We start from the raw sequence: 21,883 nt of genomic DNA on the forward strand, positions 1-21,883 counted from the left end.
AGTAACCAACCATCGAGGTGAAACAATCAATGTATGAATTTATAGAAGGACAAGTGCTAAGAACTGAATATTCCACCATTCCCTACACATGGATTCGCAGCAAACAACCAGCAAAAAGCATCTGTATTATGCTTCCAGGACTTGGTTATACCACACAGCGGCCGCTGTTTCATTATTCAACTGGAATTTGTCTGGACCAAAACATTGATGTTCTTCACATAAACTACCAGTTTGCAAATAATGAACATTTTAAAAAACTTCCTAAGCCAGAGCAAGAGCAATGGATGTACGAGGATGTAAAAGCAGTTGTTGATGAAGTATCGAAGGAACGTTCCTATGACCAATGTTTTCTGTTAAGCAAATCAATTGGCACGATTCCAATGGCGATGGAGTGGAAACAAAGGAATTTCATCCGCAATGCTTTTGGAATCTGGTTAACGCCGCTTATCAAAATGGATGGGGTTTATCAGGCTCTTTTAAACACCGATCTTCCTTCACTTTGTGTAATCGGTGACCAGGACCATCATTATAATGAGGAACGGATATCAGCCATTACAACTAATCATCTTGTAGATACAGTTGTAATACCAAATACAGAACACAGCCTGGAAGTAAAAGGGGATGTTTTAGCCACAATCGATGCCTTGAAGGTAGCAGTGAAACAGATTAATGAATTTGTGAAAAAACATAAAGAATAGTATACAAGACACTCACAAACTGGAGAAATAACATGTTTAATCAATTAAAAACTTGGGCAAAAGGTTTGAAAAAAAATATATTCGTCCTGTATTTGGCCTATAAAGACCCTAGAGTGCCTTGGTACGCAAAATTATTAGCCATCTGTGTTGTGGCGTATGCCTTCAGCCCCATCGACCTCATCCCTGACTTTATTCCAATCCTTGGCTACCTTGACGACATCATTCTAGTTCCATTAGGAATCAAGCTTGCCTTAAAAATGATTCCAAAAGATGTGGTCCATGATTGCGAATTGAAAGCACAGGAAATGATGACCAATGGGAAACCAAAGAATTGGATTGCAGGCTCCATTATTCTTGCCATCTGGCTGATTATCCTGATTTGGATTTTTCAAATGGTTTATTTTACTCTTGTAAAGTGAAAAGGACGTAAATAAGTGACGGACCACTCTCAATGGTCCGTCCTCATTTCCTACTCCTCATAAATCATTTTCCTAGTCATTCCACCGTCGACTACCAGGTTGATCCCGGTCACAAAATCATTTTCTTTGGCAGTTAAATAAAGGCAGGCCCGGGCAATGTCATCCGGCTTTCCGACACGCTTTGAAAAATGCTGTTCATGATCAGCCTTGCTAAGCTTTTCATAATCTCCTGTTTCAATCCAGCCTGGGGAAATGGCGTTGACTGTGATTCTATATTCACTAAGAGATGCTGCAAGTGCATGCGTTATGGCAACGATTCCGCCTTTAGTGGCAGCATAGCCTTCTGAATTCGGCTCAGACATGATGGCTCGTGTGGAGGCCAAATTCACAATCGCCCCGCCATCTTCGTTCTGACGCATATATTTCGCTGCTTCCCGCGAACTCAAAAACACACTTCTTAAGTTCGTGTTGATGATATCGTCCCATTCTTCGACGGATACATCAAAAGGGGACTTGAATAATCCTTTACCGGCGTTATTGATTAAAATATCAATCCGGCCGTAGGTTTGATAGGCTGTTTCCATCAATCGGACAATGTCTGATTCCAGTCTCACGTCAGTTTTTACAAAAAGGGCTTCGCCGCCTTGTTCAGTTATCGCGCTTGCTGTTTGTAAACCTGCCTTCTCATCTATGTCTGCCAGAACGACATTAGCGCCTTTTTGGGCATAAAGAAGCGCAACTCCTTTTCCGATTCCATTGCCTGCTCCTGTAACAATCACTGTTTTATTTGAAAAATCCATTTATTTTCACATCCTTATTTTTAAAAATCCACGAACACTAGTGGCTATGGTATTCTTTAATTAATATTAATATACCACTACAAATTAATGATAAAAAATTGGGATGCGATAAGATCAAGTCTGTTTCCCCCTAAGGCTTATCAAGATGCATCCTTATAAAAGGAGCAAATACATGTCCAATACTCCAATTTAAGGCCGCCCACACTTCGAGGATTAAATTATAAGTGGGGGAGAATTTTTGAAAAATAATCGTAACTTCCTTTTCTTGATGCTGGGGCAGTCGCTTGCCAATATTGGCGATGTCTTGTACATCGTGGCTGTGATAAGCATTATTTATGATGCTACCCAGTCGGCCGCAGCATCGACATTCGTTCCGTTTACGATCACTTCTGCGATGTTTATTTCAGGAACCATTACACCAATCTTTATAGGACGGTTTCCATTAAAACAATTATTGACATGGTCACAAGCGGCTAAGACGGTTTTAATGTTCGGATTAGGTACGATGTTAATGATGGAACAAAATCTGTATTTGATTTTTATTGTCATCGCCTCCATTGCCCTGTTTGACGGCTGCGCCAACCCGGTCAGGCAGGCATTGGTTCCGTATTACGTAGCGGAGGAGCGGCTGTTAAAGGCGAATGGCTTCGCCGAAACGATTACCCAATCCATTCAAATAGGAACGTGGTTTTTTGGCAGTTTGCTGTTGATGGTATTTACTCCAATCCAGCTTATCTGGCTGGTTGCCGCACTGTTTGTCATTTCCAGCATCCTTTTGTGCCTTTTGGAAAAAGTGGAACACCAATCGAAAAAACAGGGAAACACCTGGTCACAGTTGACCATAGGCTGGCAAACCATTAAGGTGACACCTGTTTTAAAAATCCTCGTAAAAATGGAATTTTTAGAAACGATTGCAGGTTCGGTTTGGATTGCCGCGATATTGCTAGTTTATGTTAAACAGGTATTACATGCGGGAGAGCAATGGTGGGGATTCATCAACAGTGCCTATTTCATCGGCCTGGTTGTAGGGAGTCTAATATGTGTGCGGTTTTCCGCATTCGTCGATGGCAATCGAAATAGATTCATTGTTTTCGGAGTCTTTTCAACTTGTATAGTAACCATGCTTTTCGGTGTAACAAGTTTACCGCTGATAGCCTTGGTTTTATCTGGATTGATTGGTCTCTTCGGCCAGTTAAAAAATATTCCCCAGCAGACGGTGCTCCAAACTAGCGTCCCAAAAGAACAATTGGCCACGGTTTACGCGGCTATTGGCACCATTTCTACCGGAGTCTTTGGGGTCTCCTCATTAATAATGGGATTGGCTTCAGACTACTTCGGGGTACAAAGTGTCTTCCTTATATCGGCTGCCTTGCTTTTAGGTGTGGGAATGCTGGCTTATAAAAATAAACAGTTATTCATTAAGAAAGAGATAAATTTTTAAAGCATAGGAGGAATTGCATCGGGGCAATTCCTCTTTTGATGAAACTTACTAATGGGATTTCATGGTAAAATAAATGGACAAAGTCGTTTAATAGGAGAAGATTGATGGAAAGTGAACATTTAAAAATTTTTGATGATGACAGAAATCAAATAGGTATTGCAACCAGGGAAGAAGTACATAAAGCCGGTTATTGGCATGAAGTTTTTCATTGTTGGTTTGTTCTTAAGGAAGAGGATACCGACTATATTTATCTGCAGCTCCGCAGTGAAGCAAAAAAGGACTATCCTGGTCTATTTGATATTACCGCCGCGGGACATTTGCTGGCAGATGAATCGGTTATGGATGGCGTCAGGGAGGTAAGCGAAGAGCTGGGCATCGATGTTTCTTTTGATGAACTGGAGCCGTTGGGTGTAATCGATTACTGCGTGACCAAAGGAAATTTCATAGATAAAGAAATTGCAAACATATTTTTATATAAAATATCGGGCGGGTTTGAAGATTTCAAACTTCAAGAGGACGAGGTTTCTGGAATCATAAAAGTTAAGTTTGCTGACTTTGCTGACTTTTGGCTGGGTGGAAAGGAAACCATCCATATCGAAGGTTTTAAAATGGGCGAAGAGGGCAATAAAATTCATATTGACCAAATGGCAGGAAAGGATCAATTTGTCACGCATCAACTTTCATATTATGAAACAGTTATTCAAAGGATAGCTCAAAAATTAAATTCTAAATAAGTAAAACTTTAGAAAAGAGGTATCCTTACTGGACTCCTTTGGAAAAATAAAGCCGCAATATTGCCCGGGCCCTATTGAAAGAGGTGGGAACGGTAAAAATAGTGCCGCAATATTGCCCGCCGCCCTATTGGAAGAGGTACGAACGGTAAAAATAGAGCTTTTATATTGCCCGCCGCCCTATTAGAAGAGGTGCGAATGGTAAAAATAGAGCTTTTATATTGCCCGTTACCCTGTTGGAAGGGGTGCGAATGGTAAAAATAGAGCTGCTATATTGCCCGGTGCCCTATTAAAAGGGGTGTGGACGGTAAAAAAAGAGCTGTTATATTGCCCGTTACCCTGTTGGAAGGGGTGCGAACGGTAAAAATAGAGCTGCTATATTGCCCGGTGCCCTATTAAAAGGGGTGTGAACGGTAAAAATAGAGCTGCTATATTGCCCGGTGCCCTATTAAAAGGGGTGTGGACGGTAAAAAAAGAGCTGTTATATTGCCCGTTACCCTGTTGGAAGGGGTGCAAACGGTAAAAATAGAGCCGCAATATTGCCCGATCCCCGTTGGAGAAGGTGCGGACTCAGAGTTAGAGAACCAAGTTATCAATTCAGACTACTTAATAGATTCATATAGAAAAGATGAGGGGGAACATCAATGCTAGCAGCACTACTTCATGGAATTGTATTAGCCTTTGGGTTAATTCTTCCTCTTGGTGCCCAAAACGTATTTGTCTTTAATCAAGGGGCATCGCAGCCAAAGTTTAGAGGGACTATTCCAGTCATTATTACAGCATCACTTTGCGATACACTGCTAATTTTATTAGCCGTATTAGGGGTTTCGGTCATTGTATTAACAGTGCCGGTCTTACAAACCGTGTTATTTTCTACTGGTATATTATTCTTAATTTATATGGGCTGGTCCATTTGGAAAAGTGATCCATCAGACCTATCCCGCAAGGAAGCCTCTATGCCGCCAAAAAAACAAATCATGTTTGCGATGTCGGTTTCACTATTGAATCCTCACGCTATCCTTGACACAATTGGCGTGATTGGAACGAGTTCACTCAGCTATTCCGGTACAGAAAAAGCGGCATTTACGGCAGCCTGTATCATCGTATCATGGATTTGGTTCTCCGGGCTTGCTGTAGCCGGTAGAATAGTAGGGAATGTCGACTCTCAAGGGAAATTCCTGAAAATGATAAATAAACTATCCGCCCTCATTATCTGGGGAGTAGCCATTTACATAGCCATTCAGCTTTTTCAAAAATTTTAGGTAGGCGGTGGAAAAATTATGGAACAGAAAATTTATGATGTCATTGTCATTGGAGCAGGTTCAATGGGAATGGCAGCGGGCTATTTTTTAGCAAAGAGTGGAAAAAACACGCTGTTATTAGATTCCTTCAACCCGCCGCATAACAAGGGCAGCCATCACGGCGATACCAGAATCATACGATATGCTTATGGGGAGGGAGCAGAATATGTCCCACTTGCCCTTAAAGCGCAGGAATTATGGAATGACCTAGAGATAGAATCAGGAAAAAGGTTGTTTCTCCAAACCGGAGTTCTCAATGTGGGTCCTGAAAAATCAGATTTCATCCAAAACATTATTTCCAGTTCAGAGACTTACTCTTTGCCACTGGATGTTTTAAATTCAAGCGAGGTAAACCGCCGTTGGCCAGGTATTTCATTATCTAACGAATACATAAGCTGCTTTGAACCAACATCAGGTGTGCTGAAATGTGAAGAATGCATCGAGGCTTACCGGGAACTCGCCATAAAGCATGGCGCTGAAATTTTAACAAATAGCAGGGTAAAAGAAATAAAGGTTCATGATAACCGAGTAACAATCAAGACTGAGAACCAAATGTTTCATGCAAAATCCTTAGTCGTTTCGGCAGGAGCGTGGTCAGGCGAGCTTCTTTCACAGTTAGATTTGAACCTTCCTCTCGAGCCAGTTAGAAAAACTTTTGCCTGGTTTGAAGCGGATGAGAATTTATATAATCATAAACATTTTCCAGCCTTTGCGTTTGAAACCACTCAGGGCCTTCATTATGGATTTCCAAGTATAGATGGAGCAGGTTTGAAAGTGGGTCGGCATGACGGCGGAGAAAAAATTAATCCGGACAACGCGATACCTGGATTTGGTGAACTTCCGGAGGATGAAACTGATTTGGTGCAATTTCTGAATGCCTTTATGCCGCAGAACCAAAAATTAAAATACGGTAAAACTTGTATCTACACCCTGACACCAGATGAAGATTTTATTATCGATTTGCACCCGAACTATCCAAACGTCGCTATCGCATCTGGTTTTTCGGGACACGGCTTTAAATTTAGCAGTGCGGTTGGAAAGAATTTAGCCGAATTGATTATTTCAGGGAAGACAGAACAGGACATTTCTTTATTTTCCATCAATCGATTTAACTAGAAGACAAAGCCCCTTGGAGAAGGTATCCAAGGGGTAAATAGTGGTCTAATGATGCGCTTTTTCAAGAGCGAGCTTGATGCCAAACCCAATCAGCACTGTACCTGTAAGTCCTTCAAAAACTCTCTGGGTCCGTGGTTTTTTCATAAAGGCGCTTATCTGATTCAACAAATAAATGTAGAACAAAAACCAAATGGCAGTTAATACAGTATACGTAATTCCCATAATGAGGAAGGGAATAAAGGTCTTGGTTCCGGAATGAACGAATTGGGGTAAGAACGTTAGGAAAAATACCGCCACCTTCGGATTGAGTAGGTTGGTAAGGAAGCCTTGTTTAAAGCAGGATTTACTCTCAAACTTGTTCTCAATCGTCATTTCGGCTGCAGCCGCTACTTCTTTGTTCTTCAAGGCCCATAACGTTTTGATGCCCAGGTACACAAGGTAAACTGCACCGACGTATTTGAAGATGGAAAATAATAAAGCTGATTTTACAATAATGGCAGAAAGTCCAATAACAGCAGCTGTTGTATGAATAAGAAGAGCGCAGCAGGTGCCTAAAACCGTTTTATAACCACCTGCGCGTCCTACTGTTAAGGTGTTTTTGGTGGCAATCGCTGTATCCGGACCAGGCAAAATAATAAGCAAAATACACATAATTACAAACAAATAAAAGTTCTCCACGGTATGAGCCTCCTTTTTGAAAAATTGTTAAGTTTAATTTACCATAAATTTTGAAAAATGAAATAATTAATCGCGATATCATTGGGAGTTTTAAGGGGGATATATGAAAAAAATAAAATGGTTCCTTTTTAGCGCAATTGCCATTTTAATCGCTGCAGGCTGGTTTACATATCAAAAGGTCACCGATGAAACATATGAAGGCATGTCGATTATTCCTGAGCAGCACAAGGATATTCCGCTATTTGAGGGATTGAAACCAACCCGTCATGAGTATGTAATGGAAGGAAACCACTGGAAGGAGATCTATGATTTTTACAAAAAGGAACTCCCGAAGAATGGCTGGAAGGTAGAATATGAACAGAGTTCTTCTAATGAGGAAGTACCAGGTTTTAGGTCAACTTGGCTTAAAAATGGGCTAGATTGGGAATTGTCTGTTAGCGGGGGCTATTATAAAACGAACAATCAGACAGAGGTTATTTTTGATAAAAATCCAATCTTACATTCAACCGCGTGGATTGATCAAATTCCCAATGCTATCTGTATATATAAAAGTACTTCTGATGAAAACTGTTTCGAAATTCAAGACCCATCTCAAATAAAAGAAATGGTCCGTTTAATCAATGATGCTATTGATTGGAACGGAGAGGTACAGCCCCGTGAAAAAACGAGTGTTATTAAAGCGGGAGATATAGAAGTTAAGGTGCTTTATGAAGGCGACAAGGGAATCTATCTTCAATCAGAAAAAGGCACGAAAATGATGAAGCCTGAATCGGAATTCTTTAAACTTATGAATATTTAATGGAGGATCTAAAAATGCCGATAAAAAGAAGGAGACTTTTTATTCCAGGATTCATTATTTTTTCATTATTTGTAGCAATATTCGTTTTAAATATTTATTCGCTTGAAAACGCCAAAAAGGCCTGTGTCGAAAACAATAGGACCCCTGAAGTCGAACAGGGGATTTTGGCTATAAATTGGTCTGTGGCTTGTAAACAGTAAAAAACCTAAAATGCCTTAACATAAAACGTCCTCGTCCTCGGACCATCGAATTCACAAAAGTAGATGCCCTGCCATGTACCAAGAAGCAGCCGGCCGTCCGAAACAATAACATGCTGTGATGCACCAACTGTACTTGCCTTCATATGTGCCGCGGTATTGCCTTCCATGTGACGGTCCAATTTATGCTCCCATGGATACACTTCATCAAAGCGGCGGATCATATCCCGTTTTACGTCCGGGTCAGCATTCTCATTAATGGTGATTCCGGCCGTTGTATGAGGGCAATAAACAATCACCGCTCCATCATGTAGCCCTTGCTCATTTACAAAATCCTGTACCTGTTCGGTAACTTCAATCATTTCATCCCGTTTCCCGGTTTTCAAAGTGAATTTTTTTAGCATTCTCCTCTTCCTTTCAAAAAATAATGGCCCAACAAAGATTGAGCCGTTATTTTTTCTTATCCTTATGATAATAATCCATTAGTTTAACGGATTTTGCAATTAAGTGAGGATTGTTGCTATTTGCAAAAGCAATAAAATCAGTATTAACAGCAAGAACGATTGTATCGACTGCCTTTATTTCTGTTTTTTCGTTTAAAGTGATTCCGTCAAATGGCAGATGAATCCTAACAATATGAGTATATTCGGAGAGAGCCGGTTTTCTCTTAACCTCCTTGATCCAAATGCGGATGTCACTCATTTCCGGCGGATCCATCATGACCGATTTGGCATTAAATTTTTCATGATAGAAATCGCTGGACTCTTTGATTATCCAGTGATCCAGAGTTTTGTATATAAAACTCTTTGCCGCAACGTTTTTCACTTCTATTTCTTTTCCCGTCTCGAGGACTTCAGCGGCTGCTGGAGAATTGAAATATAGTACTATTAAGAAAAATAACATAAGAATTTTCTTCAAAGTCAGACACCTCCTAAGTTTTAAGGTTTCCCTAAATTAATTTATTTATTTTAAAGAAAAGGAGATAAAATTATGATTTTAGAAGCTGCGATGCTCCAAGTTAAACCAGGAATGGAACAGGAATTTGAGGGCGCATTCCGTAAAGCATCTTCCATTATTTCATCAATGAAAGGCTATCTCTCCCACGAACTGCAGCGCTGCCTAGAAGTGGAGGGGAGGTACTTGCTGTTGGTACGGTGGGAAAAATTGAAAGACCATACAGTAGGCTTTAGAGAGTCGCAGGAGTATCAAGAATGGAAAAAGCTCCTTCACCATTTCTATGATCCGTTCCCAACAGTTGAGCATTTCAAAAAAGTGGAACTTTAAACGTGAGGTCTTTCTAAGCTGCCCACAGTAAAAAATGATAAAATAGAGAAAACAAGATTAATAGATTAATGGAGGCAGCGATGAGATACGATACGATATTTTTTGATATAGATGATACATTGTTCGATTTTGGAAAAACAGAACAGAATGCACTGCAAAAGGCATTTTTAGAATTCGGTCTTCCCTCTGGAGTTCAAGATTACCGTCCGCGATATAAAGAGATAAGCAAGGTTTTATGGGGGGAATTAGAGCAGGGGCTTATTTCTTTGGCCGAATTGGGCGTGGAGAGGTTTAAACGCTTGTTTATGGAATATAACCTCGGGATTGATGCAGACCGCTTTAATCGTATTTATCTCGAATATTTGGGAGAGGGAAGTCATCTTGTTCCCGGAGCATTTGAAGTGTGCAGCAATTTGAACGGTTGCAGGCTGGCGGTCATTACTAACGGATTTGGTCAGGTTCAGAAGTCTAGAATCTCGGGGTCTTCTCTTGCGCATGCTTTCGAGGAGATTATTATTTCAGAAGAAGCAGGATATCAAAAGCCTCATACAGGAATCTTTGATTATGCTTTTTCCAAGCTGCAAATTACAAACAAAGAACGAGTTTTAATGGTGGGTGATTCCCTGACTTCTGATATCCAAGGCGGACTCAATTACGGAATTGATACTTGCTGGTTTAATCCAAATTATAAAGATAACAATATTGGTATCAAACCGACTTATGAAATTCGCGAGCTGACGGACCTTTTAAAAATTGTCGAGCACAAACAAGAAATGCTGATTAAATAAACCATTGGGGGTGAGGGGGAGATGGAACAGAATTTGGACTTTGAAAAAAGCGACCTGCCGGAGAAATTGGCCAAGCCTGCACTTAGGGCACTAGCAGGAGCGGGTATTTTCCGGCTGGACCAGTTATCAAAGCTAAGCGAGGCAGAGATATTAAAATTGCATGGCATGGGTCCAAAAGCGATGGAACGAATACGGGAAGCGTTAGCTGCAAAGGGACTTTCCTTCGCCGATTAATTTTGGATTACCTAGTCGATTCTTTATAAGTGACTTTTAGAACCTTTTCAGTCTTATTATCAAATTGAATATCGATAAAAACACCAAATTCTCTTTGCCCCTCTTTTAACCAAAGCTTGAATTTTTCAACTGAGGAAGTGGCACCGGTTACTCTCCCAATATGGAGATAATCGACAATTTGGGCATTCGGATATTTTTTATGTGTTTTTTCCATCGCGAGCTTGCCCCATTTTGCATAGGCTGGAATAGGTTTTTGCTGTGCATTTACTTGATGATTTGGAACCATAGGAATACTACATAAATAAACAAGGGCAGTTGCGGTTAGGAAGCTGATTAAAATCTTTCTCAACTCAATTCCCCCTTTGTTTTACGTATAGGATGGGATTATTGAGCGGGAATTATGTTAACAATTCTGTGGAAGTAAAAGGATGTTAGTTGTTACCGAAGAAATTGTTCGAAAACCCCTAATACTAAGCAACAGAAAATAATAAAGCCAATAAATAGAAAGACGTTCTTACTTTCATTCTTTTCTTTCTTTTGTTTATTTAATATTTCACGATAAACATTCTGAATCCATCGTTGTTTCAAATCAAATGGTCCTTTTTTCTTTATCATCTCACTGTACCGCCTTTTAACTGATTTTTCCATTTAGACGTTATAAAAGGAACTAAGGTTTCGCATAAAAGTTGAAGAGGCTAAAAAAGGCTGTGTTATTTTTTAAAGGGAGAGACTGCCATGTTCATAAAAGAGATAGAATTTGCAGATGCCGAAAAGCTTACGAGACTTATTCAACAGGTTGAGGCCGAATCTGAATATATGTTGATGGAACCAGGCGAAAGAAAAGCTACACCTGAGCAGCACCGGCAAAGAATCGAATCAATGAAAAAGAGCGGGAATTCGACTATTTTTGTGGCAGTAGACGGCGGGGCTTTAGTTGGCTATATGTTCGCGATAGGTGGAACGGCCAGAAGGAACAAACATTCCGTTTATCTTGTGGTTGGGATTTTGAAGGAGTATCGAGGGCAAGGAGTCGGGACTAAATTGTTTACAAAGCTTGATGAATGGGCGGTTGAACATGGGATTCATCGCTTGGAATTAACTGTCATTACACGTAACGAAGCCGGAGTAGCTCTATATAAAAAAATGGGCTTCGAGATTGAAGGAACAAAGAAACATTCCTTGCTAATTGCAGGTGAATTTGTTGATGAATATTACATGGCAAAACTGCTGCAGTGAACGGGGGAAAGGGGAAGACGCCGTTTATAGGCGGTCGTCCTCCCATGCACGGCTATAATCCTTTATATTATCATTTGTTTTTAGTGTTTTAACTTCCTGGCTTTGGGTATTCCCCTGTGCAGGCTGGCGTTTTTTATTTTGTTTTTTCAAATCAATTGCCTCCCGATAAGAGTCTATTCAAAGAATCCTAAAGCATACTTTACAGCTTCATGAATATCGCTTGTTTCGTATGCCACCATATCCTCATGGGAAATTTTCATTCTTACGCTTTCCAAATCATATCCACTGTCCAAATCCATCTCTAAAAGAACCTCATATCCTTCGGCCCCAACATTCGTCTCAATAATATTAAATGTCCGAATGGCTGACCCTGTTTCGTAATCCTTTGAGTCCAAACTATCTGCCATAAAAAACACCCCGTTTTTTGCATTCTTGGCTACAAATTTAGATTTCCATTCGCGCTGCGTCTATATTCAATACTTTTTTTGGAGTATTTTCTATCTAGATTGAGAAGATACCAATAGGAGGGGGTTGTAATAAAAAAATTCTTTTCCCTTTTATTTGTATTTCAGGCAATGTGTTCTCCGGTTGCGGGCAATTCGGAATGTTACGATTTGCTTAACAAAAATGTCCAGAAGGACATACAAGCCAGTTATCCTTTTTTAAAAAAACTAATGAAAAAGGAAAATGCGTGGAGCTATAATTATGAGGACCTGATTAAGATGAGCTTGCCGATTGGTAAAAAAGATCCCCATTTGGATTCCCTGATTTCGTTATTCAGCGGAACATCCATTGGTGAAAGAAGGTTAGTTATAACTAGTGGAGAGTACAGTGAAAAGTGGGGGAATTCTTTAACTGGGTACATTTTTTACAAAGAAATTAATGGGAGAAATGTTCTTTTAAAAATAAAACGTGGCCCTGAGAAGTGGGAAGTTGTTGAAAAGAGGAAAGTTCGCGGACGATACATAACATTGAGTGGAATTAATAAAAACTGCTGGCAACAGGGTGGACGAAATTGGTAATTGAAGAGATCATAACGCCCGAACCGTCTAAAGTATAAGTGGGCGGGGTGTTATGAAGGGCTTATAACACCCGATCCGTAGAAAGAGTCAGTGTCCCGGTAGTTATGAAGGGCTTATAACACCTGATCCGTAGAAAGAGTCAGTGTCCCGGTAGTTATGAAGGGCTTATAACACCTGATCCGTAGAAAGAGTCAGTGTCCCGGTAGTTATGAAGGGCTTATAACACCTGATCCGTAGAAAGAGTCAGTGTCCCGGTAGTTATGAAGGGTCTTATAACACCCGATCTATAGAAAAAAACAGTGCCTGGGTAGTTATAAAAGGCTTATAACGCCCCAATGGAAGAAAGAGTCGGTGCCTCAGTCGTTATGAAGGTCTCATAATACCTGAAACCGTCAAAAATTCAACACCCAGGGCGTTATAACAGATCTAATAATTCCCCAAATACTCCGTCCGAAGCTCTGTTTCAATTACAGTATTATCCCCCAATCTACTGCCCAGCGTTTCTTTTCGCGAATTTCTATTACCAGCTTTGGCAGCCGGAGCAAGCTTCCCACAAAAATAGGAAACAGTACACTAAAGATTAAATTGGGCATTACCCTAAAATACATACTTTGGTATTCCCTTAACTGAGTCTGAATCACTGATCCAACGAGAAGGACTAGAATGAGAATGGATGACCAAATAAGATTTTTCAACCATCTTTGCATTTCATCACCTCATTTTTCTAAAACTACCTCAGCACATTCAAAAAAATTAACAACAATACCCCTAAAGCAAAAAAACTAATAAAAAAGTATTCAAAATACCTTAACGGCTTTGGCAGTTTCTTTAAACTTCCGTTTGCGGCATTGCCTTCGATTTTATCATAGTGATCAATGACATCATTAAATGGTTTATTTTTCGTCATTCAGACTCACCTCGTTATGAGAATGTTTTCTTTTCCTAAACATGATAATAGCAGCTGCCATTAATAAAGCCGAGGAAATAACTAGCCATTTAAACACTCCAGGTGTTGCCGCCAAATATAAAGTTAACGGGAAGGACCAGATTGCACAAATCAATAATAAGATAGGTTTAAAAGAGCGGCTTGCGTAAAGACCTATAATCATCGGAAGAAAATACGAAAGTGAAAAGGATGCAAGAACATCCTCAGGCGGAGGACCTCCAACGTAAGGGTTATTAAATAAAAAGTATCCGCAGTATAAAAGACCTCCTAAAGAACCGAGCACTCCCAAGAGTCTAGCTTTTTCCAACGCCATCCCTCCTCATATCTTTATATTCGTAAATTAGACCTGAATAACCTTCTTTTTCCAAATCTTTGATAAAATAAAGAAAACATAAGCAGGGGTTATTTTTATGAAAAAGGTTGTTTTAAAGCCCGTTGAATGGGATCAAAGATTGTCTTTTTTTGATTTGCTTCTTTTAGCAGATGAAAGCGAAGAAATCGTTAACAAATATATACTTGAAGGTGAAATGTACTCCATCAAGTATGAAGGGGCCGTTGCCGGCGTTATGTTATTCACCTTCCATCCGGACCACGTTGTGGAAATTAAGAACATGGCTATATCAGAAAAGTATCAGGGAATGGGAATTGGCAAAATGGCCATAATAGAGTCCTTTGAAGTTTATCGGTCCAGAGGATTCAACAAAATGATTGTCGGCACCGCCAATTCCAGCATTGCCAACCTCGCCTTTTATCAAAAAGCCGGCTTTCGAATGTCGGAAATTAAAAAGGATTTTTTCAAAAAATACCCTGACCCAATTTATGAAAATGGAATTAGGGCTTTGGATATGGTGTTGTTCGAGAAAAATTTACCATAAACTAACATAATTTTGCTTGAAACTTAAAAATAAATCCAGTAAAATGAAAATTACTCAAATTCGGAAGGGTGAACATTAAGCCAATGAATAACTAATCCTATTTTTAGAAATAATTCGTAATAACGAACATAATTCTGGATAGGATTGGTATGGGCTTTTTTATAAAAAGGATTCAATGGTACTTGGTGTACTATGACTTTTTGCGCCTGAAAAACCTCCTATCCAGTTGATCGGATAAGGAGGTTTTTTTTTGGAAACAACAAATTCAGACATGACCATTGGAGCATTGTTTCGAAATCGGGTGATTCAAACAATCCTGCTTTCAACTTTTTTCCTGCAGATTGGGATTTGGGTCCGAAATTACTCGATTTTACTATTCGTAGTAGAAAAAACAAATGAAAATGCAGTAGCCGTGTCGCTCATTTCGGTGGCGGAATTTGCTCCAATCTTTCTATTTTCCTTTATTGGCGGAACATTTGCCGACCGCTGGCGGCCAAAAAGGACGATGATATGGTGTGATTTCCTTAGTGCTATTTCGATCTTTGTTGTGCTGTTGGCACTTGTCTTTGGAAGCTGGAAAGCTATTTTCTTTGCGACACTCGTATCCTCTATACTTTCCCAGTTTTCACAGCCATCAGGGATGAAGCTGTTCAAACTGCATGTAAGGGAAGAACTCATTCAAATGGGGATGTCAATCTACCAAACCCTATTTGCACTGTTTATGATTCTTGGCCCGGTGATTGGGACGTTTGTTTATCAACGTTACGGAATTGATGCCGCGATTGCTATTATGGGTGTTGCCTTTTTGCTGTCGGCGGGAATTCTATTTTTACTTCCAGCCGATTATGAGGTAGAGGAAAAGGCTGAAAAAACAACCATCACGCAGGAAATGAAAGCAGGGTTCAGTTACGTGTTGAACAGCCGTCCATTGACGTTGCTTGGCGGATGTTTTGCGGCGGCCGGGTTGGCGCTGGGACTGACGCAGCCGCTGGCAGTATTTCTTGTGACAGAAAAGCTCGGCCTGCCAAAAGAGCAGCTGCAGTGGCTGATGGCCGCGTTTGGAGCAGGGATGATTTTAGGGGGAGGCTTAACTGTAGGATTGGCCAAAAAGACCCCGCCGCAAATCTTGTTGGCACTGGGGATGGCGATCAATGCGATTGTGTTTATGATGCTGGGGTTATCCGAGGTGTTCTGGCTGACTTTATCGGTTCAATTTCTCGCCGGCTTATTTATGCCATGTATCCATATTGGAATCAATACAATGATTTTGAAAAATACTGATGCAGACTTTATTGGCCGGGTAAACGGAATACTGAATCCGATGTTCATGGGGACCATGGTCATTACCATGACGGCAAGCGGCTGGCTCAAGGAAAAGTTTTCGCTTGTGGCGATGTATGAAACGACTGCGCTGTTATTTATCATCGGGGTGTTATTCCTAGTTCCGCTTTTCAAAGGGGCAACTGTTTTGAAAAAAAGTGAAGAGGCTTAATTTGGAGAGGGAGCTTTATAAAGGCTCCTTTTCTTATGGTAAAATATTCATATCGAGAATTAGGGAGGGGTTTAACATGGACGTGATTGATAAAGCACTTCAAATTGCCAGTAAAGCGCATCAACGCCAGTATCGGAAAGGAACAGACATCCCGTATATAGCACACCCTGTAGCTGTTGGCATGCTTTTGATGAAAGCGGGTTATCGCGATGAAGTCGTAGCAGCGGGAATTCTACATGATACTGATGAAGATACCGATTACAAATTAGCAGACATCAAACATGACTTTGGTGAAGAGATAGCTGAAATCGTGGCGGGCTGTTCCGAGCCTGATAAGTCGCTTTCTTGGGAAGAGCGGAAGGAACACACGATCGAATTTTTGAAAACCGCCTCCAGCGATATCCGTGCGGTTGCCTGTGCCGATAAACTTCACAATATCCGGTCAATTATTAAAGATTATGAGCAGGATGGCGAAGCGGTGTGGCAAAGGTTTAACCGTGGCAAGGAGAAGCAGGAGTGGTATTATACAAGGTTAGTGGAGAGCCTCAGGTACCAGGGGTCGTTTAGTTTAGTAGGCGAACTAGAGAAAGAGGTAATCAGGTTGTTTAAGCGTTAGGATTTTTTGTTGTCTAGCTTTACTTTAGTAGGGAATGAAGGACATTTTGAACGAGGGGCCGCATGGATTTGGTCTTCATCAAGCCAATGAAGGACATTTTGAACTAAGGCTCCCATGAATTTGGTCTTCATCAAGCCAATGAAGGACATTTTGAACCGATACCCACCTGATTATGTCCTTCATCAAAAAACGGGGAGCACATATAATCCATTCAACAGACAAACCACCCCAGTATAACCCTAAAATTTTACAAGGGAGATAAGTATGGAAATAAGACTATTAAACTCAAACGATGCCGCCAGCTATTGGCAGCTAAGATTAGAAGCCTTGCAGCAAAATCCGGAGGCCTTTTTAACAAGCTATGAAGATGCCATAAAAAGAGAAAAACCAGTGGAACAGACAGCACGGAATCTATCAGAAGAAGGAACCTATACATTCGGGGCATTCAATAACCAAGAACTCATTGGGGTCGTCACCCTAATGCATGAGAAACCAAGCAAAATCCGTCACAAGGCCAACATTTTTGCGATGTACGTGACACCTCATAAACGTGTATCCGGTGTAGGCAGTGCTTTACTTTCAGCCGCCGTTGAAAAAGCAAAATCAATCCAAACGATCGAAAAAATAAATTTAACTGTAACAGCAAGTAATGAAAAAGCGAAGAAGCTTTATACCAAGCATGGTTTTAAAGTTTTTGGTTATGAAGAAAAGGCATTAATAGTGAATGGTGAATATTTCGATGAGGAGTATATGGTTTTACATCTATAACTAAAATGGGAGGGGACATAGTGCTCAAAAGCAATAACATCTACATAAGACCCTTTACCGAAGACGATGCAGCATCCCTGCTCAAATTGCAAATAGAGAACCGACGTTTTTTCGAAAAGTTCTCCTATGAGCGCTCCAACGATTTTTACACATTAGAGGTCCAGCAAAACAGAATCAAAGAGTTTGCAAAGGATTGGCAAGCTGATCAGGCGTATACCTTCGGAATTTTTACAAAGGATGACGCTTTAATCGGCACAATCAATCTCTTCCAAGTTCTCCGCGGTTCTCTCCAAAGCGCCTTCATTGGTTACTTTTTGGACCAAAAGCACAACGGGAAAGGCTACACTACTGAGGCTGCAAAGTTCCTAGTGCAGTATGGGTTTAATGAATTAAAATTGCATCGCATAGAAGCAGGAGTCATGCCGCATAATATCGGCTCGATCCGGGTGCTGGAAAAGGCAGGCTTCCATAAGGAAGGAATCGCCATCAAGAATGTCAAAATCAATGGAAAATGGGAAGACCACCAGGTGCTGGCGATTATTAACCCAAATGATTAGACCAAAAAACCGGTTAGCCTTCACAAAGGGCTATTCCGGTTTTTGCTCAAGGGCTTGTCTTTTCAAATACCCGCAGTCACTAGATCCAAAAAAATTTCTTAAAATCATCAAAAAAATCATGATGCTTATCTTTCTCTTCTTCTTTAACAACAATTACTTTATTAGCACGAATGACGACTTGGTCGGCATCAATAACGATTCTTCCTCGTTTGTCACGGTGATGCCTCGTTAAGCCCTCTACTTCAATCTCTATTTTTTCGCCATCTCTCCATCCACTATACACTCAAAAAAACCCCCCTTTCCAGCATTATTTATTAAAATATGCTTGTACAGAAAAAAGGCTTGGACAAACAATCCTTTTTTTAAAACTGTATCGGTTTGAATCTACAAAAATATGTAACAAACCTCCTTATATTAATAATCTTGTTTATGATAAAATTGTCCTGTAGAGAATGGAGGTAGCTGACGATGACTTTCTACAAAGCTCTAGTTTTCATACACATTTTTTCTGCCATTATCGGGATGGGTCCAGGATTTATTTTAACAACGGTTGTTAAATCAGGAAAAACAATGACCGAACTGCGCCATTCCTATGCAATCCGTAATAAGTTACATATATATGTCATGATTGGCGGTACGCTATTACTGGTCACAGGCTTAGGTCTTGGCTTATTCAATACAGCACTGTTCCGTCAAGGATGGTATCTCATAAGTCTCATACTCTTTTTGGCGGCACTCGCAATCGGCCCAATCGTCTTATCGCCTAGGTCCAAACCCATTAAGGCGATGCTGGAGTCCCATAAAGGAGATGACATACCAGAAGAGTATTGGCGGTTATCTAAAGAGCTTTTCTTTTATGAAAACTTGGAAAATTTTATTTTTATCATAATCATTACCCTTATGATACTTAAACCTTTTTAGGTAAAATAAAAGTGCAAAGCCCCCGCGGTTTTGCACTTTGTTATGTAGGAGTGTTTTATGAAAAAGAAACTAGCCTTTACAGGCGCTGGAATTCTACTTGTTTTTCTACTATTGCTAGGCACCTATAAATTAATGAATTCACGAACCTTCCAGGTATTTGGGGACCTCACCTATAAGGTAGATACAAATCAGAAGCTTGTAGCGTTGACGTTTGACGATGGCCCTTCGAAAAACATACCGGGGCTTCTGCCGTTATTGAAGAAATACGATGCAAAAGCAACCTTTTTTCTAATCGGCAGCGATATCCAGAAACATCCCGGGGTAGCGAAAGAGCTGGCCGATGCTGGCCACCAGCTTGGCAACCATACTTATTCCCATGAACGAATGATTTTTAAATCACCTGCTTTTATTCGAGATGAAATTGAAAAAACAGATCAGTTAATACGTGAAGCAGGGTATAAAGGTGAAATTGATGTGCGGCCGCCGAACGGAAAGAAGCTTGTCGGATTACCCTATTATTTAAGCAAACATAATAGAGACACGATTACCTGGAACCTGGAGCCGGACAGCTACTACACCACTGCTTCAGACAAAGTGGAGTATGTAAGGAAAAACATAGAACCTGGGTCCATCATCCTGCTGCACCCTTGGTACAGTGGGTCCGCTGAAGAACTGAAAGCGGTGGAGGGGATTTTGCAATCGTTAACCGACAAAGGCTATAAATTTGTCACTGTAAATGAACTAAAAGAGTCCGCAAGCAAGTAATTTTTATGAGGAGGAATTTATTATGAAAAGTGCAAATCCATATGTTTTTATCGATAATTGTCTGACAGTAATGGAGTATTATCAAGGCTTGTTGGGAGGGGACATTAAAAACATTCAGCAAACAGAAGATGGCAAGTGTCTTCATGCTGAGCTTCATTTAGGTGATAGCATCATCCACTTTTCTGACACCTTTAGCAAAGTCCATGCAGGGGATAACGTGAGAATCACGTTGGAGTGTGAGAGTGAAGAGGAAATTACCAGAGTCTATGATTCGCTTAGCAGCGAAGGAAGAGTTACCTTTGCTTTACAAGAAACGTTCTGGGGTGCGCTGCATGCCAATCTGGTTGACCGATTTGGAATTGGCTGGCTGCTGAACTATCAGAAATAAGAATTTGAAAAATGCTTTACCTACATAAGCGGGTAAAGCATTTTTTATTGTTTTTTCATCCTCCAATAAACGACAATAGCAATTGGAAGGATAAGGGGAATGACTATGAAGAAAGAAAATGTCCAGATTGTGCTTAATACCAAGATAGTGTCACTGCATCCATTTGTTCCGCATTCTGTGGCGCGCAGACCTTTTTCATTAATAGACGAAAAATAACCAATCAGCCGTATTCCGAACAGGAAAAACCAAATCATGATAATAGCAATTAATAATAAAATGGCTTTTTTCAAACTGATGCCTCCTAAGCAAACCTTACCTATCATTTTGTTCCAAGCAGACAAAAAAGATTCTATCTCAAGGAGTATCAAGCACACTAATAATAGAATCATCTTCGCCTTGTCTAACAGTAACCTGCCATGTATTATAATCAGGATTGAACTGTACAGACTTTATTGCCGGAACTTCGTAAGCATGGATCTCCGGAGAAGTCAACGCCTTCCGAATTACTTCAAATTCACTTAACTTTGCTTTATCGGGCTTATTGTCTTGCATAATTAGTACCTTTTTCGCTTTAGCCTGACCTGGATAAGACTCAAGCACCACATCAAACCAAACCTGGACCTTCTGCCCGGCTTCAACTTTTCTCGGGGCATTTGTAAACCAAATCGCATTATAAAATTCCTTTAGACCGCCAGTCGAACTAAAATCCTTTGCCTCTTGGGCAACAACCAGTATCCTGCCAGCTTCCTTTTTCACGATATATCCTTCAATACCGGGTTCTTTATCTGAACTGCATCCGACTAACCCAAACCATGCAAACAATAGAATCATAAGCAAAAATTTCAAAAAAATTCCCCCCTTTTAATATTAGACTAATGGGACAAGGCTTTTGTTTCCGTTAAAAAAGGAAATTTATCCGTACATTCGTGATAATCAAAAGTTATAACCCTATAACAGATTTGTATTTTCTTCCAGACAATGGAACGGTGTAACATAGAGATAACAAAGGTTTAGGGGGTTACTTTTATGGAATTAAAAAAACTGTCGTGGGCAACTGTAGTAATGGAATCAAATGAAACTTCAATCCTTATTGATCCACTGGGGGCACCAATTAAAGGGCAGGATTGGCCGCTCGCCGCTAAATTAGGAGAACCTTTAGAGCCTTTAGTTTCGCTTGGGACTATCAAGAGGCCCGATGCAATTTTGGTTACCCATTTCCATCCGGATCATTTTGATTATCAATCGGTCTTGGCTAGCTTCGGTGAGGATGTTCCTCTTTATCTTCCAAAGGAATCTGTGAGCTATGCCGCTAAATGTGGATTTAAAAATGTAATCGGAGTCAGCCCAAATGAGGATTACAGAGTAAACCATGTAAAGGTTTCTGCCTCCTATTCAATGGATGGTTTTGGTTCCCCACAAGTTTCATGGGTTGTAAATGATGGTGTCCATACGATTGTCCACTGCGGAGATACCCAGTGGCATGGTTTTTGGTGGCGGATGGAGCAGCAGTATGGGCCAATCCATGCTGCATGTCTTCCAGTAAACGGCCCCATCCTCCATGTTGCCGGTTTGAAAGCACAAAGCAGTTTGCCAGCCTGTTTGACGCCTGAGGAGGCAGTTGAAGCAGCGAAAATATTAAATGCTGAATATCTGGTTCCGATTCATTATGGAACCTTTAACAATCCTCCATTTTATATCGAAGCAGAAAATGTGGAGGAAAGGTTAATACAACGAGGCAATGAACTAGATGTTAATATAAAAATTTTACGTCCAAATGAACTTCTTGGCGACACGATAAAACAATAAAAATA

The 21,883-nt window shown here is 40.4% G+C and carries 34 protein-coding genes; 21 read left to right on the forward strand and 13 right to left on the reverse strand.

Features of this window, described 5'->3' with window-relative positions:
- Positions 1–29 precede the first annotated feature (29 nt).
- Together ACZ5B7_RS04985 and ACZ5B7_RS04990 are read left to right on the forward strand one after the other, a co-directional pair.
- The gene (locus tag ACZ5B7_RS04985) at positions 30–698 is read left to right on the forward strand and encodes an alpha/beta family hydrolase (RefSeq protein WP_464492917.1); all 669 of its coding nucleotides are present in this window, start codon (positions 30–32) and stop codon (positions 696–698) included.
- 32 nt (positions 699–730) lie between these two features.
- A complete protein-coding gene (locus ACZ5B7_RS04990; protein ID WP_423800965.1) occupies positions 731–1,117 on the forward strand; it encodes a YkvA family protein in 387 nt (128 codons plus the stop codon).
- Between the two features lie 50 nt (positions 1,118–1,167).
- Here ACZ5B7_RS04990 and ACZ5B7_RS04995 read toward each other — a convergent pair whose 3' ends face one another.
- Positions 1,168–1,917: a glucose 1-dehydrogenase gene (locus ACZ5B7_RS04995; RefSeq protein ID WP_464492918.1), complete on the reverse strand. Its 750-nt coding sequence runs from the start codon at positions 1,915–1,917 to the stop codon at positions 1,168–1,170.
- 238 nt (positions 1,918–2,155) lie between these two features.
- Between ACZ5B7_RS04995 and ACZ5B7_RS05000 the strand changes: the two genes are divergently transcribed.
- The 4 genes from ACZ5B7_RS05000 to solA all read left to right on the forward strand — a co-directional run bounded on the left by ACZ5B7_RS05000 (position 2,156) and on the right by solA (position 6,506).
- A complete protein-coding gene (locus ACZ5B7_RS05000) occupies positions 2,156–3,358 on the forward strand; it encodes an MFS transporter (protein WP_464492919.1) in 1,203 nt (400 codons plus the stop codon).
- Between the two features lie 104 nt (positions 3,359–3,462).
- Positions 3,463–4,092 carry an NUDIX hydrolase gene (locus ACZ5B7_RS05005; protein WP_464492920.1) on the forward strand — a complete coding sequence of 210 codons (630 nt, stop codon included), beginning with the start codon at positions 3,463–3,465 and terminating at the stop codon, positions 4,090–4,092.
- Between the two features lie 641 nt (positions 4,093–4,733).
- A complete protein-coding gene (locus ACZ5B7_RS05010) occupies positions 4,734–5,351 on the forward strand; it encodes a LysE/ArgO family amino acid transporter (RefSeq protein ID WP_464492921.1) in 618 nt (205 codons plus the stop codon).
- 18 nt (positions 5,352–5,369) lie between these two features.
- Positions 5,370–6,506 (forward strand): N-methyl-L-tryptophan oxidase, encoded by a 1,137-nt coding sequence (solA, locus tag ACZ5B7_RS05015; RefSeq protein ID WP_464492922.1) that lies wholly within the window; start codon positions 5,370–5,372, stop codon positions 6,504–6,506.
- Positions 6,507–6,551: 45 nt separating this feature from the next.
- Here solA and ACZ5B7_RS05020 read toward each other — a convergent pair whose 3' ends face one another.
- Positions 6,552–7,184 (reverse strand): LysE family translocator, encoded by a 633-nt coding sequence (locus tag ACZ5B7_RS05020; protein WP_464492923.1) that lies wholly within the window; start codon positions 7,182–7,184, stop codon positions 6,552–6,554.
- Positions 7,185–7,287: 103 nt separating this feature from the next.
- Between ACZ5B7_RS05020 and ACZ5B7_RS05025 the strand changes: the two genes are divergently transcribed.
- Positions 7,288–7,983: a hypothetical protein gene (locus tag ACZ5B7_RS05025; protein WP_464492924.1), complete on the forward strand. Its 696-nt coding sequence runs from the start codon at positions 7,288–7,290 to the stop codon at positions 7,981–7,983.
- A 205-nt stretch (positions 7,984–8,188) separates the two neighbouring features.
- On the opposite strand, the gene ACZ5B7_RS05030 is transcribed toward ACZ5B7_RS05025, so the two are convergent.
- Both ACZ5B7_RS05030 and ACZ5B7_RS05035 read right to left on the reverse strand, forming a co-directional pair.
- On the reverse strand, positions 8,189–8,584 hold the full coding sequence (locus ACZ5B7_RS05030; protein WP_464492925.1) for a secondary thiamine-phosphate synthase enzyme YjbQ: 396 nt from the start codon (positions 8,582–8,584) through the stop codon (positions 8,189–8,191).
- Positions 8,585–8,630: 46 nt separating this feature from the next.
- Positions 8,631–9,098 (reverse strand): hypothetical protein, encoded by a 468-nt coding sequence (locus ACZ5B7_RS05035; RefSeq protein ID WP_464492926.1) that lies wholly within the window; start codon positions 9,096–9,098, stop codon positions 8,631–8,633.
- A 72-nt stretch (positions 9,099–9,170) separates the two neighbouring features.
- Between ACZ5B7_RS05035 and ACZ5B7_RS05040 the strand changes: the two genes are divergently transcribed.
- From ACZ5B7_RS05040 to ACZ5B7_RS05050, 3 genes are all read left to right on the forward strand, one after another.
- On the forward strand, positions 9,171–9,464 hold the full coding sequence (locus tag ACZ5B7_RS05040; protein ID WP_464492927.1) for an antibiotic biosynthesis monooxygenase family protein: 294 nt from the start codon (positions 9,171–9,173) through the stop codon (positions 9,462–9,464).
- Between the two features lie 80 nt (positions 9,465–9,544).
- Positions 9,545–10,252: a YjjG family noncanonical pyrimidine nucleotidase gene (locus tag ACZ5B7_RS05045; RefSeq protein ID WP_464492928.1), complete on the forward strand. Its 708-nt coding sequence runs from the start codon at positions 9,545–9,547 to the stop codon at positions 10,250–10,252.
- A gap of 21 nt (positions 10,253–10,273) precedes the next feature.
- Complete coding sequence (locus ACZ5B7_RS05050) at positions 10,274–10,486, forward strand: helix-hairpin-helix domain-containing protein (RefSeq protein ID WP_464492929.1); 213 nt, start codon at positions 10,274–10,276, stop codon at positions 10,484–10,486.
- A 7-nt stretch (positions 10,487–10,493) separates the two neighbouring features.
- On the opposite strand, the gene ACZ5B7_RS05055 is transcribed toward ACZ5B7_RS05050, so the two are convergent.
- A complete protein-coding gene (locus tag ACZ5B7_RS05055; protein ID WP_464492930.1) occupies positions 10,494–10,835 on the reverse strand; it encodes a YqzG/YhdC family protein in 342 nt (113 codons plus the stop codon).
- A gap of 386 nt (positions 10,836–11,221) precedes the next feature.
- Here ACZ5B7_RS05055 and ACZ5B7_RS05060 point away from each other — a divergent pair, with 386 nt between their 5' ends.
- Positions 11,222–11,722 carry an N-acetyltransferase family protein gene (locus ACZ5B7_RS05060; protein ID WP_464492931.1) on the forward strand — a complete coding sequence of 167 codons (501 nt, stop codon included), beginning with the start codon at positions 11,222–11,224 and terminating at the stop codon, positions 11,720–11,722.
- Between the two features lie 24 nt (positions 11,723–11,746).
- On the opposite strand, the gene ACZ5B7_RS05065 is transcribed toward ACZ5B7_RS05060, so the two are convergent.
- Both ACZ5B7_RS05065 and ACZ5B7_RS05070 read right to left on the reverse strand, forming a co-directional pair.
- Positions 11,747–11,872, reverse strand: coding sequence for a hypothetical protein (locus ACZ5B7_RS05065; RefSeq protein ID WP_261363804.1), 126 nt, complete (start codon positions 11,870–11,872; stop codon positions 11,747–11,749).
- 23 nt (positions 11,873–11,895) lie between these two features.
- Positions 11,896–12,129: a hypothetical protein gene (locus tag ACZ5B7_RS05070; protein ID WP_464492932.1), complete on the reverse strand. Its 234-nt coding sequence runs from the start codon at positions 12,127–12,129 to the stop codon at positions 11,896–11,898.
- Between the two features lie 207 nt (positions 12,130–12,336).
- Here ACZ5B7_RS05070 and ACZ5B7_RS05075 point away from each other — a divergent pair, with 207 nt between their 5' ends.
- On the forward strand, positions 12,337–12,744 hold the full coding sequence (locus ACZ5B7_RS05075; protein ID WP_464492933.1) for a hypothetical protein: 408 nt from the start codon (positions 12,337–12,339) through the stop codon (positions 12,742–12,744).
- A 467-nt stretch (positions 12,745–13,211) separates the two neighbouring features.
- Here the strand turns inward: ACZ5B7_RS05075 and ACZ5B7_RS05080 are convergent, their stop codons facing one another.
- From ACZ5B7_RS05080 to ACZ5B7_RS05090, 3 genes are read right to left on the reverse strand one after another with little or no spacing between them, the layout of a single operon-like run.
- On the reverse strand, positions 13,212–13,451 hold the full coding sequence (locus tag ACZ5B7_RS05080) for a hypothetical protein (RefSeq protein WP_464492934.1): 240 nt from the start codon (positions 13,449–13,451) through the stop codon (positions 13,212–13,214).
- 23 nt (positions 13,452–13,474) lie between these two features.
- The gene (locus tag ACZ5B7_RS05085) at positions 13,475–13,651 is read right to left on the reverse strand and encodes an amino acid transporter (RefSeq protein ID WP_464492935.1); all 177 of its coding nucleotides are present in this window, start codon (positions 13,649–13,651) and stop codon (positions 13,475–13,477) included.
- The gene (locus ACZ5B7_RS05090) at positions 13,638–13,997 is read right to left on the reverse strand and encodes a hypothetical protein (RefSeq protein WP_464492936.1); all 360 of its coding nucleotides are present in this window, start codon (positions 13,995–13,997) and stop codon (positions 13,638–13,640) included. Before ACZ5B7_RS05090 ends, ACZ5B7_RS05085 begins: the two co-directional genes overlap by 14 nt.
- 103 nt (positions 13,998–14,100) lie before the next feature.
- Between ACZ5B7_RS05090 and ACZ5B7_RS05095 the strand changes: the two genes are divergently transcribed.
- The 5 genes from ACZ5B7_RS05095 (at position 14,101) to ACZ5B7_RS05115 (ending at position 17,998) form a co-directional block, all read left to right on the forward strand.
- A complete protein-coding gene (locus ACZ5B7_RS05095) occupies positions 14,101–14,565 on the forward strand; it encodes a GNAT family N-acetyltransferase (RefSeq protein ID WP_464492937.1) in 465 nt (154 codons plus the stop codon).
- A 250-nt stretch (positions 14,566–14,815) separates the two neighbouring features.
- Positions 14,816–16,057, forward strand: coding sequence for an MFS transporter (locus ACZ5B7_RS05100; protein ID WP_464492938.1), 1,242 nt, complete (start codon positions 14,816–14,818; stop codon positions 16,055–16,057).
- A gap of 1 nt (position 16,058) precedes the next feature.
- The gene (locus ACZ5B7_RS05105) at positions 16,059–16,673 is read left to right on the forward strand and encodes an HD domain-containing protein (protein ID WP_464492939.1); all 615 of its coding nucleotides are present in this window, start codon (positions 16,059–16,061) and stop codon (positions 16,671–16,673) included.
- A gap of 264 nt (positions 16,674–16,937) precedes the next feature.
- Positions 16,938–17,441, forward strand: coding sequence for an N-acetyltransferase family protein (locus ACZ5B7_RS05110; protein WP_464492940.1), 504 nt, complete (start codon positions 16,938–16,940; stop codon positions 17,439–17,441).
- Positions 17,442–17,458: 17 nt separating this feature from the next.
- Complete coding sequence (locus ACZ5B7_RS05115) at positions 17,459–17,998, forward strand: GNAT family N-acetyltransferase (protein WP_464494435.1); 540 nt, start codon at positions 17,459–17,461, stop codon at positions 17,996–17,998.
- Between the two features lie 79 nt (positions 17,999–18,077).
- On the opposite strand, the gene ACZ5B7_RS05120 is transcribed toward ACZ5B7_RS05115, so the two are convergent.
- Entirely contained in the window at positions 18,078–18,281 is a 204-nt protein-coding gene (locus tag ACZ5B7_RS05120) for a hypothetical protein (protein ID WP_464492941.1), read from the reverse strand.
- A 185-nt stretch (positions 18,282–18,466) separates the two neighbouring features.
- Between ACZ5B7_RS05120 and ACZ5B7_RS05125 the strand changes: the two genes are divergently transcribed.
- The 3 genes from ACZ5B7_RS05125 to ACZ5B7_RS05135 are packed head-to-tail and all read left to right on the forward strand — an operon-like array spanning position 18,467 to position 20,072.
- A complete protein-coding gene (locus tag ACZ5B7_RS05125; protein WP_464492942.1) occupies positions 18,467–18,919 on the forward strand; it encodes a DUF2269 family protein in 453 nt (150 codons plus the stop codon).
- 57 nt (positions 18,920–18,976) lie between these two features.
- The gene (locus tag ACZ5B7_RS05130) at positions 18,977–19,684 is read left to right on the forward strand and encodes a polysaccharide deacetylase family protein (RefSeq protein WP_464492943.1); all 708 of its coding nucleotides are present in this window, start codon (positions 18,977–18,979) and stop codon (positions 19,682–19,684) included.
- 22 nt (positions 19,685–19,706) lie between these two features.
- Positions 19,707–20,072, forward strand: a complete 366-nt coding sequence (locus ACZ5B7_RS05135) for a VOC family protein (RefSeq protein ID WP_464492944.1) — start codon at positions 19,707–19,709, stop codon at positions 20,070–20,072.
- Between the two features lie 44 nt (positions 20,073–20,116).
- Here the strand turns inward: ACZ5B7_RS05135 and ACZ5B7_RS05140 are convergent, their stop codons facing one another.
- A complete protein-coding gene (locus ACZ5B7_RS05140) occupies positions 20,117–20,362 on the reverse strand; it encodes a hypothetical protein (RefSeq protein ID WP_464492945.1) in 246 nt (81 codons plus the stop codon).
- A gap of 64 nt (positions 20,363–20,426) precedes the next feature.
- Positions 20,427–20,918 (reverse strand): YobA family protein, encoded by a 492-nt coding sequence (locus ACZ5B7_RS05145; RefSeq protein WP_464492946.1) that lies wholly within the window; start codon positions 20,916–20,918, stop codon positions 20,427–20,429.
- 180 nt (positions 20,919–21,098) lie between these two features.
- On the opposite strand from ACZ5B7_RS05145, the gene ACZ5B7_RS05150 reads away from it, so the two are divergent.
- Positions 21,099–21,878, forward strand: coding sequence for an MBL fold metallo-hydrolase (locus ACZ5B7_RS05150; protein WP_464492947.1), 780 nt, complete (start codon positions 21,099–21,101; stop codon positions 21,876–21,878).
- Positions 21,879–21,883: the final 5 nt, after the last annotated feature.

Source organism: Neobacillus sp. S1115 (genome assembly GCF_055385565.1).

Excerpts from the sequence above, each read along its gene's own strand:
- ACZ5B7_RS04985 (WP_464492917.1), top strand. The coding sequence starts at position 30 with ATGTATGAATTTATAGAAGGACAAGTGCTAAGAACTGAATATTCCACC.
- ACZ5B7_RS04990 (WP_423800965.1), top strand. The coding sequence starts at position 731 with ATGTTTAATCAATTAAAAACTTGGGCAAAAGGTTTGAAAAAAAATATA.
- ACZ5B7_RS04995 (WP_464492918.1), bottom strand. The coding sequence starts at position 1,917 with ATGGATTTTTCAAATAAAACAGTGATTGTTACAGGAGCAGGCAATGGA.
- ACZ5B7_RS05005 (WP_464492920.1), top strand. The coding sequence starts at position 3,463 with ATGGAAAGTGAACATTTAAAAATTTTTGATGATGACAGAAATCAAATA.
- ACZ5B7_RS05010 (WP_464492921.1), top strand. The coding sequence starts at position 4,734 with ATGCTAGCAGCACTACTTCATGGAATTGTATTAGCCTTTGGGTTAATT.
- solA (WP_464492922.1), top strand. The coding sequence starts at position 5,370 with ATGGAACAGAAAATTTATGATGTCATTGTCATTGGAGCAGGTTCAATG.
- ACZ5B7_RS05025 (WP_464492924.1), top strand. The coding sequence starts at position 7,288 with ATGAAAAAAATAAAATGGTTCCTTTTTAGCGCAATTGCCATTTTAATC.
- ACZ5B7_RS05030 (WP_464492925.1), bottom strand. The coding sequence starts at position 8,584 with ATGCTAAAAAAATTCACTTTGAAAACCGGGAAACGGGATGAAATGATT.
- ACZ5B7_RS05040 (WP_464492927.1), top strand. The coding sequence starts at position 9,171 with ATGATTTTAGAAGCTGCGATGCTCCAAGTTAAACCAGGAATGGAACAG.
- ACZ5B7_RS05045 (WP_464492928.1), top strand. The coding sequence starts at position 9,545 with ATGAGATACGATACGATATTTTTTGATATAGATGATACATTGTTCGAT.
- ACZ5B7_RS05050 (WP_464492929.1), top strand. The coding sequence starts at position 10,274 with ATGGAACAGAATTTGGACTTTGAAAAAAGCGACCTGCCGGAGAAATTG.
- ACZ5B7_RS05060 (WP_464492931.1), top strand. The coding sequence starts at position 11,222 with ATGTTCATAAAAGAGATAGAATTTGCAGATGCCGAAAAGCTTACGAGA.
- ACZ5B7_RS05070 (WP_464492932.1), bottom strand. The coding sequence starts at position 12,129 with ATGGCAGATAGTTTGGACTCAAAGGATTACGAAACAGGGTCAGCCATT.
- ACZ5B7_RS05080 (WP_464492934.1), bottom strand. The coding sequence starts at position 13,451 with ATGCAAAGATGGTTGAAAAATCTTATTTGGTCATCCATTCTCATTCTA.
- ACZ5B7_RS05085 (WP_464492935.1), bottom strand. The coding sequence starts at position 13,651 with ATGACGAAAAATAAACCATTTAATGATGTCATTGATCACTATGATAAA.
- ACZ5B7_RS05095 (WP_464492937.1), top strand. The coding sequence starts at position 14,101 with ATGAAAAAGGTTGTTTTAAAGCCCGTTGAATGGGATCAAAGATTGTCT.
- ACZ5B7_RS05110 (WP_464492940.1), top strand. The coding sequence starts at position 16,938 with ATGGAAATAAGACTATTAAACTCAAACGATGCCGCCAGCTATTGGCAG.
- ACZ5B7_RS05125 (WP_464492942.1), top strand. The coding sequence starts at position 18,467 with ATGACTTTCTACAAAGCTCTAGTTTTCATACACATTTTTTCTGCCATT.
- ACZ5B7_RS05130 (WP_464492943.1), top strand. The coding sequence starts at position 18,977 with ATGAAAAAGAAACTAGCCTTTACAGGCGCTGGAATTCTACTTGTTTTT.
- ACZ5B7_RS05135 (WP_464492944.1), top strand. The coding sequence starts at position 19,707 with ATGAAAAGTGCAAATCCATATGTTTTTATCGATAATTGTCTGACAGTA.
- ACZ5B7_RS05150 (WP_464492947.1), top strand. The coding sequence starts at position 21,099 with ATGGAATTAAAAAAACTGTCGTGGGCAACTGTAGTAATGGAATCAAAT.